This is a genomic window from Cellulomonas fimi, assembly GCF_028527925.1.
GTDB classification, from domain to species: domain Bacteria; phylum Actinomycetota; class Actinomycetes; order Actinomycetales; family Cellulomonadaceae; genus Cellulomonas; species Cellulomonas fimi_C.
Window position 1 is genome coordinate 1 of sequence record NZ_JAPESW010000072.1, and the last position, 12,627, is coordinate 12,627.

Annotated in this window: 9 protein-coding genes; 4 read left to right on the forward strand and 5 right to left on the reverse strand. The window is 73.3% G+C overall.

Translation table 11 applies throughout. From position 1 onward, the window contains the following. Nucleotides 1–69: 69 nt before the first annotated feature. A complete protein-coding gene (locus OMK64_RS18960) occupies nucleotides 70–993 on the forward strand; it encodes an NADP-dependent oxidoreductase (RefSeq protein ID WP_272729917.1) in 924 nt (307 codons plus the stop codon). Nucleotides 994–1,398: 405 nt separating this feature from the next. Here OMK64_RS18960 and OMK64_RS18965 read toward each other — a convergent pair whose 3' ends face one another. From OMK64_RS18965 to OMK64_RS18980, 4 genes are all read right to left on the reverse strand, one after another. After that, nucleotides 1,399–3,021, reverse strand: a complete 1,623-nt coding sequence (locus OMK64_RS18965) for a beta-1,3-glucanase family protein (protein ID WP_272729918.1) — start codon at nucleotides 3,019–3,021, stop codon at nucleotides 1,399–1,401. Between the two features lie 436 nt (nucleotides 3,022–3,457). Beyond that, the gene (locus OMK64_RS18970; RefSeq protein ID WP_272729919.1) at nucleotides 3,458–4,426 is read right to left on the reverse strand and encodes a hypothetical protein; all 969 of its coding nucleotides are present in this window, start codon (nucleotides 4,424–4,426) and stop codon (nucleotides 3,458–3,460) included. 405 nt (nucleotides 4,427–4,831) lie between these two features. Further along, nucleotides 4,832–5,983, reverse strand: coding sequence for a Gfo/Idh/MocA family protein (locus OMK64_RS18975; RefSeq protein ID WP_272729920.1), 1,152 nt, complete (start codon nucleotides 5,981–5,983; stop codon nucleotides 4,832–4,834). Between the two features lie 64 nt (nucleotides 5,984–6,047). Then, a complete protein-coding gene (locus OMK64_RS18980) occupies nucleotides 6,048–8,015 on the reverse strand; it encodes a DUF6807 family protein (RefSeq protein WP_272729921.1) in 1,968 nt (655 codons plus the stop codon). Between the two features lie 187 nt (nucleotides 8,016–8,202). Here OMK64_RS18980 and OMK64_RS18985 point away from each other — a divergent pair, with 187 nt between their 5' ends. From OMK64_RS18985 to OMK64_RS18995, 3 genes are all read left to right on the forward strand, one after another. Then, nucleotides 8,203–9,150, forward strand: a complete 948-nt coding sequence (locus OMK64_RS18985; RefSeq protein WP_272729922.1) for a carbohydrate ABC transporter permease — start codon at nucleotides 8,203–8,205, stop codon at nucleotides 9,148–9,150. Next, a complete protein-coding gene (locus tag OMK64_RS18990) occupies nucleotides 9,143–10,081 on the forward strand; it encodes a carbohydrate ABC transporter permease (protein WP_272729923.1) in 939 nt (312 codons plus the stop codon). The genes OMK64_RS18985 and OMK64_RS18990 overlap by 8 nt, the downstream gene beginning before the upstream one ends. A gap of 62 nt (nucleotides 10,082–10,143) precedes the next feature. Further along, nucleotides 10,144–11,472: an ABC transporter substrate-binding protein gene (locus OMK64_RS18995; RefSeq protein ID WP_272729924.1), complete on the forward strand. Its 1,329-nt coding sequence runs from the start codon at nucleotides 10,144–10,146 to the stop codon at nucleotides 11,470–11,472. Nucleotides 11,473–11,558: 86 nt separating this feature from the next. Here the strand turns inward: OMK64_RS18995 and OMK64_RS19000 are convergent. Then, nucleotides 11,559–12,627, reverse strand: a 1,069-nt coding sequence (locus OMK64_RS19000) for a hypothetical protein (protein ID WP_272729925.1), incomplete at its 5' end; no start/stop codon positions are given.

Genomic DNA, 12,627 nt, shown 5'->3' on the forward strand with positions numbered 1-12,627 from the left:
GGGGTGTGATGTCGGCGACGGCGACGGGGCGTGTGGAATAGGGGTGGCGGGGGTGGTGCTGGGACTCGTATGCGTGCGATCACCTACTCCCGCTACGGCGGCGCCGACGTCCTCGAGCTCACCGAGCAGCCGACCCCCAAGGTCGGCGCCGACACCGTGCTGGTCCGCGTGCGGGCCGCGTCGGTCAACCCGGTCGACTGGAAGGTCCGGCAGGGGTACCTCGACCCGATCATGGACGTCCACTTCCCCGTCGTGCCCGGCTGGGACGTCGCGGGTGTCGTCGAGAAGGTCGGCCTCGACACCCCCGAGTACCAGGTCGGCGACGAGGTGTTCGGCTACGTCCGCAAGGACTTCGTGCACGGCGGGACGTTCGCCGAGTACGTGTCCGCGCCGGTCCGGACGCTCGCGCCCAAGCCGTCGAGCCTGTCGTTCGAGGAGGCCGCCGCGGTGCCGCTGGCCGGACTCACGGCGTACCAGTCGATCAAGCGGAGCGGTGTGACGGCCGGCCAGACGGTGCTCGTGCACGCCGCGGCGGGCGGCGTCGGCGGGTTCGCGGTGCAGATCGCGAAGGCGCTCGGCGCGACGGTCGTCGGGACCGCGTCGGAGTCGAACCACGAGTACCTGCGCACCCTCGGCGCCGAGCCCGTGACGTACGGCGACGGTCTGGTCGAGCGGGTCCGTGCGGTCGCGCCCGACGGTGTCGACGTGGTGCTCGACTACGGCAGCCCGGACGCGATCGAGACGGCCCCTGCGCTGCTGCGTGCGGGCGGCACGATCGCCTCGATCGTCGACGCGAAGGCGCGCGACGAGCTCGGCGGTCACTACGTGTGGGTGCGCCCCGACTCCGCGGACCTCGCGGCGTTGGGCGCGCTCATCGACGACGGCAAGGTGCGCGTCGAGGTCGCCCAGGTGTTCGACCTCGCCGACGCCGCCGCGGCGCACGAGGCGAGCGCGTCCGGCCACGTCCGGGGCAAGGTCGTCGTCCGCGTCTGACGTCGCGGCGCGGGTCGACCGCGCCGTCTCGCGGCGCGAGGCCGGCGTCGGCGACCACGCCCCCCTCCGGGCGGAGACGACGGCTCGCCGCTGCGGCATCCGGCCTCCCTCTGGGCGCCGGGAGAGACAACGGCTCGAGGATGCGACATCCGTGTCGCGCTCTCGAGCCGTTGTCGCACCTTCTCCTCGGAGGGCACGCACGAGCGGCCGCGAGTGCCGCGGGCGGGGGGCCGTGCCGTCGCCCGCGTCCCGGCGCACCGGAGCGCATCCGCCGGCGGACGCGCAGGAGGCTGCCCCGCGGCGACGCGGGACAGCCTCCTGATCGACGCGGCGGTCCACTTCCGGTGGCCGCCGGTGCGTGCCCTCAGCGGGACGCCCTCCCCGACGTCGCGCGCGCGAGCACCGTCAGCGCAGCGTCCACCGCTGCGCACCCGTGCCGTTGCAGTCCCAGATCTGCACCTGCGTGCCGGAGGTCGTCGACCCGCTCGGGACGTCGAGGCAGCGACCCGACTGCGGGTTGCGGTAGGACCCGTTCGACTGCGGGATCCACACCTGCGCGCCGGTGCTGTTGCAGTCCCAGAGCTGCACCTTCGTGCCGTTGACCGTCCCCCCGCCGGCGATGTCGAGGCACTTGCCCTGGACGCGCAGCGTGCTGCCAGCCTCGACGAAGGTCCACTGCTGCGCGACGGTGCCGTTGCAGCCCCAGATCTGGATCTTGTTGCCGTTCGCCGTGCTCCGGTTGTCGTTGTCGAGGCACGGGCCGTTGCCGTTGACGAGCGCGCCTGCGGTCGTCGAACCGCCGCCGTCGCCCCCGCCACCCCCGGTGCCGCCGCCCGTGAACGGGCTGAGGACCAGGCCGGCCGCGCGGGGGTCGCCGTCGTGCACGAGCGACTCGAACGCGCCGACGTCGTCGAACGCGAACGCGTACGCCTTGCCGTCGGCCATCGCGGCGTGGATCGCCTTGGCGTACTGGTTGGTCGGGTTGCTCGTGTAGAAGTCGGCCGCGTTGGTGCTCGGCTGGGTGTCGATCGTGCCGAGCGTGCCGCGGTTGAGCGCCGCGCAGAGCGTGCGGGCGATCGGCCCGACGACCTGGTCGTTCGGCGCGTGCAGGGCGCCGTCGCAGCCCCAGACGTCCGCGCTGCTCGGCTTGCTGAACGACGCGACCTGCGCGCCCGACGCGTTGGTGAACCGCATGACGTTCCCGCTCGTGCGCCCGTAGTACTTGAGGTTCGGCTGGTCGCCGAACGGCACGACGGTCAGCGTCTTCGACGTGTACGCGTTCCACGCCGAGGTGATGTACGGGTCGAGGTAGGTGGCGCTCAGCAGGCCGGCCGCGGCCGCCTTGCCGGGCGCGAGCACCCGCAGCACCGTGCCGTCGGACCGCGTGACGACCGAGCCCGACCAGCCCGGCTGCGACTTGAGGGCGTTGATGACCTGGTCGCGGCCGTTCGCCACGACGTCGCCGGTGCGCTTCGTCGCGCCGCTCGCACCCGTGACCGTCACGGCGTGCGGGATCGCGAACATGTCGACCTGCGAGCTGTTGAGCCACAGCCCCGCGTCGTTGTACGTGAGCTCGCTCCAGTCGAACAGCACGTCGCGGCTCGCGTCGCCGCCCGCCCACGGCGCGGGCTGGACGAGCCCGTCGGGCGTGAGGAAGAACGGCAGCTTGGCGCCCATCGAGAAGTAGATGCGCCCGGAGAACCCGCGCGGGACGTTGATGGTCCGCGTGCTGCCGTTGGCGGGACCTGCGATCGAGACGTCCGGAGCGGGCGACGGCGGGTTGGACCCCGCGGGCCACGGCGTGAACGTGCCGCCCGCGTTGACGTAGCCGAGCCGCCCCGTCGCGAGGTTGGTGCCGAGCACGTACAGGTGGACCGCGTCGCCGCGACCGGTGCTGTTGGTGACCGTGACGGGCAGCACCGACGGGCCGACGGCCTGGGCTGCCGTGGTGGCGGTGAGCGTGAGCGGGACGGCGAGCGTGGCCGCGGCGACGACGCCGAGGAGGGTTCTGAGTCTGCCGATGCGCATGCGATGACCTTCCGGGGAGGGTGGTCGACGGGCGTCCGACCGTGCCGGCGCGCGGCTCGGTCGGACGATGACACGTGTCACTCGGCCGACGGCGCTGCGCCGCGCGGGCGTCGCGTCGTGGCCGGGCGCGATGGAGAGGTCCAGGACGGGTCCCTCTCGCGTGGGCGCTCCGGGGGGAGGGCTGGCGGGTCGTGCTGCCGCGCCGACGACCCTCGCCGGCACGGTGCGTCCCGCAGCGACCGGGCGACGGTGCCCGGAGACCGCGGGTTGCGGTGATGCCGCGCCACCTCGCCGACGAGCCCGATCAGTACCGTCGTTGGTTACTGACAGGCAGGTAAGCGCGATGACGCGAGTCATCCTGTCCGTTCACCCGAATGGCCGTCAAGGCGGCGGCTGCCGCACCGGTCCGCCTCACCCGTCCGCGTGACCTCGGCCGTCAGTCCGTCTCCCACCCGCACGACGCCGCCACCAGGTCGTACACCGACCCTCGCAGCGCGTCCGACGACGGCACGTAGAACACCGGCTGCTCGACGCCGTCGACGCGCGCGTGCACGCCGAAGAACGTGCCGCGCTTGTCCTCCGCGACCGCGTGCGGGTCGCACCGGCTCGGCACGACCGGCAGGACGACCGCCGTCCCGCCGTCGAGCGCCGCGGTGTCCACCGCGACGGGCCAGTCGTTCGTCAGGTCCGCGGGGATCACCAGGTTCGTCCGGTCCACCTGCCACACCTCGACCCTCGGACCACCCGCGACAGGCTCGACGTGCAGCGTCAGGCTCCCGACCAGGCGTCCGCCGTCCGGGTGCTGGGGCAGGTCGTCGTCGACCCAGAGCCGCGCGCCCGCCGCCACCGCGAGCGTCGCGCAGTCCTCGCCGTGGATCCGCGCGAGGTGCCCCTGCGGGTCCTCGGGCTTCACGACGACCGTGCCGGCACGCCCGTCGGCGTCCACGACGTCGAGCTCGACCCGCGCACCGTCGGTCCCGGCACCCGTCGCGTCGTCGGCGGCGGCCGCGCCACCGCGCGTCACCGGGCAGACGGGATCGCCGAGCTGGACCGACAGGTCGCGGTCGACGCCCGCCCGCACCTCGCGGCCCCGGTCGCTCGACGCGTCCCCCTCGACGGTCGGTGAGTGCAGCGTCGCCCGCTCGACGGTCACGTCGACCGTCCCGGTGTTCGCGACGCGGACCTGCACCACCCGCCGACCCCAGTCGGCGCGCGACTGCCGGATCTCGACCGCGAGCGCCCGGGCGACGTCGTCGGGCAGCGCCCCCGCGGACGCACCCCGGGACGGCGAGCCGGTCGACGCGGACGCTCCGTCGGCGCCGCGCCCGCCGTCTCCCGTGCAGCCGGCGACCACCGTCGCGACGACCAGCACCGCGACGGCGCCGCCTCCGGCCCACCGCCTCACGCGGCGATCCTCGCGCACCGCGCCCACCCCGTCACGCGTCGGCACGACACCGTGTGCGAGGTCGACGCGAGAGGCGACGTGCGACGCGCCCGGTCGGGTGGCGCGCCCTCGGACCGCATGCGAGGTCGACGCCAGGCGGCGACGTGCGACGCTCCCGGTCGGATGGCGCGCCCTCGGCCCGGTCGGACGACGGGACGGTCGGTCGCCACGGCGACGTGCGGCGCACGCTGCCCTCGCAGCGAGCCTCCGTCGACCGAGGTGCGACTTCCGCCCGGGAGTGCGACATGCAGGTCGCGCCGACCAGCGGATGTCGCACTCTCTCGAGCCGGCGGCCGGCGGCCGGCGGCAGGCGGACCAGCAGCAGGGCGACGAACGACGCGCTCGTCCCAGGCGTCGCGGTCGCGCTCAGGCGCCTCCGGTCCAGGGCGCACCGAGGGCGGTGAACGTCCGGCCCTCGGCGGCGACGCGCTCGCACCACGCGGCGACGTCGGCGACGACCGGCCACGCGTCCGGCCCGCTCCCCTGCCAGGTCACGTGCTGCGCGCCGATCGCCGCCGGGTCGGGCGCGGTGCGCACGGCCTCGAGCACCCGCATGAACGCGCCGGTGTCCGCGACGGAGCACCGGAGCGGCACGTCGTCGGACCGGCGGGCGTCGAGCAGCTGCGTGAGCAGGTCGACGCGTCCGGTGGTGATGCGGCGCGTGCCGCGCGGCGAGCGCACCTCGATCGCGTCCTGCTCGTAGAACAGGGTGAGCGAGCCCTGCGTCCCGGTGACGAGCACGCGCGCGGGTGTGCGCTCGGGGGCGCACACGGTGAGCCCGGCGGCGACGCGCTGGCCGGTGCGGGTGGTCACGACGACGGACGACGTGTCGTCGGCCTCGATGTCGTGCGCGTGGAACAGGTCGACCTCGACGTCGGTGACGTCCTCGACGGTCCGCGCCCCGGCGACCAGCAGCGCGGTCGCGACGGCGTGCGCGAGCGGGTTGGTGACGACCCCGTCGACGACCTCGACCCCGTCGAGCGTGCGCCGCCCGGCCCACGCGGCGCGCTGGTAGTAGGCGACGGTCCGGACCCAGGTGCCGACGGCCCCGACGGACAGGACGTCGCCGAGCTCGCCGGACGCGACGATCCGCACGACCTCGTCGACGGCGCCCGACCCGAACGTCTGGAACCCGACCTGGCACCGCCGCCCGGTCTCCTCGACGACGGCGAGCAGCGCCTCGTGCTCGGCGAGCGACGCGGTCGTCGGCTTCTCGAGCAGCACGTCGCACCCCGCGCGCAGCGCGGCGGACGCGAGCGGCAGGTGCGTGGGGATCGGGGTGGACAGCACGACGACGTCGGGCCGCTGCACCTCGAGCAGCGCGTCGAGCGACGGGTACCAGGCGGTCCCGGGCGGGACGTCGGTGACGCCGTCGACGGGGCGCGGGTCGACGACCCCCGACAGCACCGCCCGCCGGTCGGCGGCGAGCGCGGCGACGCGCCGGACGTGCGACGCCCCGTGCCCGTGCACGCCGACGACGGCGACGCGCGCGAGGTCGACGGCCGCCGGCGCGCTCACGCGAGGACCCCCGCCACGGCGGGCGTGCGCTCGGCCCGGTTCGGGTCGACGACGGCGGACGCGCTCACGCCCACACCTCGCCGGCGAGCGCCGCTGCCTCGTCCTGGGTGAGGGCGCGGTCGACCACGACGGCGGCGAGCCCGGCCCGCAGGACGTCGCCGGCGGGCACGTCGACGGGTGCGTCCCACGCGAGGGCCGGTCCGGCCCCGACGTACTCGGCGACGCGCACGAACCAGGGCCGTTCCTCGCCCACGCCTTGGACGAGCAGCAGCGTCGTCGTCCGCGCCTCCCGACGCTGCACGAACGCGAGCCACGGCGACCGGCTGCCGTGCACGGCCTCCTCGCCCACGAGCCCCTCGCCGAGGACCGTCGTGAGGTCGGCGGACGGCAGCCGCCAGAACAGCCCGCCGTACCCGGCGCCGGGCCGGCCGTTGGTCGCGGGGCTCTCGATCCGCAGGTCGCCGTGCTCGGCGCGCAGCTCGGTGGTCCACCGCAGCGCCCACCCGCGCTCGTCGGGCAGCGCGCGGGCGCTCAGCCGGCGGTCCTCGCGCAGCAGCGGGCGGTCGCGCTCGTCGCGCCACAGCACGTCGTCGACCAGCGTGGAGCCGTCGTCGTCGAGCCGGACGCCGGTCGACACCTGGCGGCCGTGGTTCGGCAGGAGCGTGGGTCCCTCGTCGCGCAGGAAGGTGCGGCCGCCCCAGTACGACGTGCCGTTGACGACGGGCACGGCGACGGAGACGCCGTAGTGGTGCCGGTGGTCGACGGGGCTGGTCTGCGTGAGCGCGGTGCCGGCGGCGGTGTGCACGGGGTGCAGGAACGGCCGCGGCGAGTGCACGGGCGGGATCGTGTCACCGGGCTCGTAGCGCGCGAGCGGGGTCGCGGCACCGGGGCGCGCGCCGGTGCGGACGGTGGCGGACAGGACGTGCGCACGTCCGTCGGTGGTCCAGCGCGGGGCGGACTGCACGTGCGGCTCTCCCGGACGGTCGGTGACGGGCTGGGTGCGGCGGCGCAGCCGCACGGCCGGCGGCACGGGCCCGGTGCTGGCGCGGACGGCGAGCAGCGGGCGGATCAGCGGCGGCGTGGGGTCGACGTCCTCGCCCGCGGCGGACCGCCGCAGGTGCTCCCACGCGAGGCGGCCGAGCTCGACCTGCGGGACGGTCGCGGTCGTGAGCGACGGGGTCGCGTACCGGGCGAGCTCGATGTCGTCGAAGCCGGTGATGGAGATGTCGCCGGGGACGGCGACGCCGAGCTCGTTGAGCCGCGCGAGCAGGCCGAAGGCGACGAGGTCGTTGTAGGCGACGACGGCGGTCGCGCGTGACGCGAGCACGTCCTGCGCGGCGGCGTACCCGGAGTCGACGGACGACCCGGCGGGCATCTCGGACAGGCGCAGGTCCTCGCGGCGGGCGGCGGCGACGCGCAGCGCCTCGAGCCGCGCGGAGTGCGACGCGCTGCTCGTCGGGCCGGCCAGGTAGAGCAGGTGCCGGTGCCCGAGCCGCGCGAGGTGGTCGACGATCTGCTCGATGCCGTCGGCGTAGTCGATGCCGAGGGTCGGGGTGATGCCGTCGGGGGCGCGGTTGACCACGACGACGGGCTGGATCTCCGGGAGCAGCGCGCGCAGCGTCGGCTCGGGCATGCGCGGGGAGACGAGCACGACGGCGTCGCACCGCAGCCGTGCGTCGAGCGCGACCTTCTCCTCGTCGACGCTGTCCTCGGCCGTGTCCGCGACGAGCACGCGGTAGCCGCTCTCGGACGCGGCGGACGCGACCCCGCGGAGCACCTGCTGGAACATCGGGTTGGCGAGGTCGGGCACGACGACGGCGACGGTCTCGGTCCGGCCCAGCGACAGGCTGCGCGCGACGTTGCTCGGCCGGTAGTGGAGCTGGTCGGCGACCTCGCGCACGCGGGAGGCCAGCTCGGCGTCGACGGTCGTCCGGCCGTTCATCACGCGCGAGACCGTGGCGCGCGAGACCCCCGCGATGCGCGCGACCTCCGCGATGGTCGGCGCGGTGCGCGCCCACCCGTTCTGCGTCACTGCAGCCCTCCACCGGGTCGTTCCCGTCCGGCCCGCGGGGCACGCGTCGCTGGACCCCCCGAGTGCGGTTCGTGGCCGAACATACACCACCGGAAACCGGTTCCCAAGGTGCTCGGCCGGTGCTACGGTACCCAATCGGGAACCGGTTTCCCGCTGCAACGCCGATGCACAACGAGGTGGTCGACGCATGTCGGTAGTAAGTGAGTTCCGGCGCACGACCGGGAGACGAGGAGCCGCAGGCGCGGCCCGCGGCGTCACCGGACGGGGCGAGGGCAAGGTCGCCGCGGTCTTCCTGGCGCCGTGGTTCCTCGGGCTGTTCCTCATCACCGTCGGGCCGATGGTGATGTCGCTCTACCTGTCCTTCACGGAGTACCGGCTGCTCAAGCCGCCGACGTGGATCGGGCTGGAGAACTACACCCGGATGTTCGAGGACCCCCGGCTCCTCAACTCGCTCAAGGTCACGTTCACCTACGTGCTGACGGCGGTCCCGCTGCAGCTGATCGTGGCCCTCGGGCTCGCGATGCTGCTCGACCGCGGCCTGCGCGGGCTGTCGTTCTACCGCTCCGTGTTCTACCTGCCGTCGCTGCTCGGCGGCTCGGTCGCCGTCGCGATCCTCTGGCGGCAGGTGTTCGGCGCGGAGGGCCTCGTCAACGCGTTCCTCGCGCTGTTCGGCGTCCAGGGCAAGGGGTGGGTGTCCGACCCCGACACCGCGCTGTGGACGCTCGTCGCCCTGCACGTCTGGACGTTCGGTGCGCCCATGATCATCTTCCTCGCGGGCCTGCGGCAGATCCCGGAGATGTACTACGAGGCCGCGTCGATCGACGGCGCCGGCAAGGTGCGGCAGTTCCGCAGCATCACGATCCCGCTGCTCACGCCGATCATCTTCTTCAACCTCGTGCTCCAGGTCATCGGCGCGTTCCAGAGCTTCACGCAGGCGTTCGTCGTCTCCGGCGGCACCGGCGGACCGGCCGACTCGACGATGTTCTACACGCTCTACCTCTACCAGAAGGGCTTCACCGCCCTGCAGATGGGCTACGCCTCCGCGATGGCGTGGCTGCTGGTGCTCATCGTCGCCGCCATGACGGCTCTCAACTTCCTCGCCTCCAAGTATTGGGTCTTCTACGGTGATGACTGACCTCCAGATGCGCCCCGACCCCGCCGCCGGCGTGCACGCCTCGCGGGCCGACGCCCGGCACGGCGGCACCGACGCCCCGGCGCTCCGCGTCCGCTCCCCCTGGCCGTCCCGCTGGCGCGCCCTCCTCAAGCACGTGGGCCTGATCGCGCTCGCGCTGGTCATGCTGTACCCGCTGATCTGGCTGCTCGTGAGCTCGTTCAAGCCGAGCGAGCTGATCTTCCGGGACGTGTCGCTCGTCCCGTCGGAGATCGACACCACCAACTACACGGCGGGGTGGAACGCGCTGCAGTACCCGTTCAGTCGCTACCTGCTGAACTCGGCGCTCATCGTCCTCGGCTCGCTCGTCGGGAACCTCGTGAGCTGCTCGATGGCGGCCTACGCGTTCGCCCGGCTGCAGTTCAGGGGCCGGCAGCTGTGGTTCGCGATCATGCTCATGTCGATCATGCTGCCGTTCCACGTGATCATCGTCCCGCAGTACGTGCTGTTCTCCCGGCTCGAGTGGATCAACACGTTCCTGCCGCTGATCGTGCCGAAGCTGCTGGCCACGGACGCGTTCTTCATCTTCCTCATGGTCCAGTTCTTCCGCGGCATCCCGAAGGAGCTGGACGAGGCCGCGCGCCTCGACGGCTGCGGGCACGGGCGCATCTACCTGCAGATCATGCTGCCGCTGTCGATGCCGGCCCTCGCGACGACCGCGATCTTCACGTTCATCTGGACCTGGAACGACTTCTTCAGCCAGCTGATCTTCCTCACGAGACCGGACATGTACACGGCACCGGTCGCGCTGCGCACGTTCATCGACGCCACGGGCCAGAGCTCGTGGGGGCCGATGTTCGCGATGTCGATCGTCTCCCTCCTGCCCGTCTTCCTCGCGTTCCTGCTCGGCCAGAAGTACCTGGTCAAGGGCATCGCGACGACGGGCATCAAGTAGCACCCGGGCCGCGCCCGGCCGCAGTGACCAGCACACCGACGTCCTCGTCACGAAGGAGAACCATGCGCCACCGTCCCGCCCTCCGCGGCCGGACCGCCGTCCTGCGGTCCGCTGCACTGCTCGCCGTCGGGGCCCTCGCCCTGACCGCCTGCGCCGGGTCCGACGAGCCCGCCGCCGAGGCCACCTCGTCCGGCCCGCCCGAGCCCGTCGAGATCCGCTTCTCGTGGTGGGGCTCCGACACCCGCCACGAGCTCACGCAGCAGGTGCTCGACAAGTTCACCGAGAAGTACCCGCACATCACGGTGGTGCCGGACTACACGGACTGGAACTCCTACTTCGACAAGCTGAGCACGGGTGTGGCCGGCGGTGACGCCCCCGACGTCATCACGCAGGAGGAGCGCTACCTCGCGGACTACGCGTCGCAGGGCGTGCTGGCCGACCTCAACGAGCTGGGCCTGGACACCTCGAAGATCGACCCGAACGTGCTGCAGTCGGGCACGATCGACGACGCGCTGTACGGCGTCGCGACGGGCGTCAACGCGTACGCGATCGTCGCCGACCCCGAGGCCTTCGCCGCGGCGGGCGTCGAGATGCCGGACGACACCACGTGGACGTGGGAGGACTACGTCGACATCGCGAACGAGATCTCGGCCAAGACCGGCAAGGCGGTCTACGGCGCGCAGGACTACGGGTTCAACGAGCCCGGCTTCTCGATCTTCGCGCGGCAGCGTGGCGAGTCCCTCTACAACGAGGACGGTGAGGTCGGCTACAACGAGTCGACGCTCGCCGACTGGTGGCAGTACTCGCTCGACCTGCAGGACGGCGGCGGCACCCCCGACGCGGCCCTCACGGTCGAGACCGACGCGGGCGGACCGGAGCAGTCGCTCGTCGGCACCAACAAGGGCGCCATGGCGTGGTTCTGGACCAACCAGCTGACCGCGATCACGACCGCGTCGGGCCGCCAGCTCCAGCTCCTGCGCGTGCCCGGCGAGTCGGAGGAGGAGCGCACCGGCATGTACTTCAAGCCGGCGATGTTCTACTCCGTCTCCGCGAAGTCGGAGCACCCGGAGGAGGCCACGCTCCTCGTCGACTTCCTGCTGAACGACCCGGCCGCGGGCGAGATCCTGCTGTCCGACCGCGGCCTGCCCGCCAACACGGACGTCCGTGCAGCCGTGCAGGACAAGTTCAACGACACCGACAAGCAGGCCGCCGAGTTCCTCGCGAGCCTCGAGGGCGACATCGTCGACGGTCCCGTGGTGCCGCCGGTGGGTGCGGGCGAGGTCGCCGGCATCACCAAGCGCATCAACGAGGAGGTCCTGTTCAAGCGGCTCACGCCCGAGCAGGCCGCGAAGCAGTTCACCGACGAGGTGAAGCTGGCCATCGGCCAGTAGTCCTCGCGCACGACGCCGGCCCGACCGCCGGCACGCACGGCCCCGACGGGACGGTCCGCACGCAGCGGGCCGTCCCGTCCGCCGTATCAGCTGCGGCGGCGCGCGCTCCTGCACGGTGCCAGGGTGGGTGCTGGCAGGTCCGCCGGGGCCCGCCCGCCCCACCGCGCGACGACAGGGCCCGAGCGGCCGACGAAGGACCCGACGATGCCCGACCCGCACCCCCCGGTCCCGTCGCCGTGCCGCAGCGCGTGCCCGTCGCCCACCGCGGTCGCGTTGCCGTGCGGCGCAGCGAGCCGCCACAGGTCGTTGTCGTCGGACCCGTCGAACGCCGTGACCTGCTGCTGCCCCGACGTGCCCGGGTGCGTGTACGCGAGCCCGTGCGAGTGCAGCGAGCGGCCCGTCCAGACGTGCGACAGCTTGACGACGTCCCCGGTGCTCACCTGCCGGTCGCGCGAGGGCGCCGTGCGGGTCAGCACGCGCGGCGGCTTGGGCGTGTAGTCCTGCACGAAGAACCCGCGCCAGCGCCGGCCGTTCGACGCCGACCAGTCCTTCTGCCCCGGCTCGGAGGTGAAGACGACCTCGCGGCCCGGCGAGTTCGGGTCGTAGACCTGGAGCGCGACGCGGCCCGTCGCGCGGTCGACGTCGTACCCGTACGCGACGACCTGGTGGTTGTCGCCGACCTTCGCGAGCGACCGCGCCACGACAAGCCCCAGGACGACGGGACGGCCCGCGTCGATCGAGGCGATGACCCGCGGCACCTCCTCCTCCTTCGTCCAGCGGCTCACGCCCTTGAACACCCACGTCTCGTCGTCCGAGTGCAGCGTCCACGTGAGGAACTTCGTCGCCGAGCCCGTGAGGAACGACTGGAGCTGACGGTCGTGGACGTACTTCGCGAGCCAGTTCTCGTCCGGCGGGACCCGGTCGGGTGCGTACAGGTCGGCGGACCAGCGCGGCACCGGGCGGCCCGAGAGGAAGTAGTCGAGCGCCGCGTACGACATGCCGCCGCAGCGGCCCGCCGTCGTGATCGTCGTGCCGTTGGGGAGCGTGATGAGCTCGTCGACGAACGCGTTCGGGAAGGCGAACCCGTGCACCGCCGGGTCGAAGTCGACGCGCCGCTGCGCGCGGGTGTCGTCGTCGGTGGGGACGGGTGGGGGC

Bases quoted from the DNA above. Each gene is read 5' to 3' on its own strand.
- OMK64_RS18960 (WP_272729917.1), top strand. From the start codon at position 70: ATGCGTGCGATCACCTACTCCCGCTACGGCGGCGCCGACGTCCTCGAG.
- OMK64_RS18965 (WP_272729918.1), bottom strand. From the start codon at position 3,021: ATGCGCATCGGCAGACTCAGAACCCTCCTCGGCGTCGTCGCCGCGGCC.
- OMK64_RS18985 (WP_272729922.1), top strand. From the start codon at position 8,203: ATGTCGGTAGTAAGTGAGTTCCGGCGCACGACCGGGAGACGAGGAGCC.
- OMK64_RS18990 (WP_272729923.1), top strand. From the start codon at position 9,143: ATGACTGACCTCCAGATGCGCCCCGACCCCGCCGCCGGCGTGCACGCC.
- OMK64_RS18995 (WP_272729924.1), top strand. From the start codon at position 10,144: ATGCGCCACCGTCCCGCCCTCCGCGGCCGGACCGCCGTCCTGCGGTCC.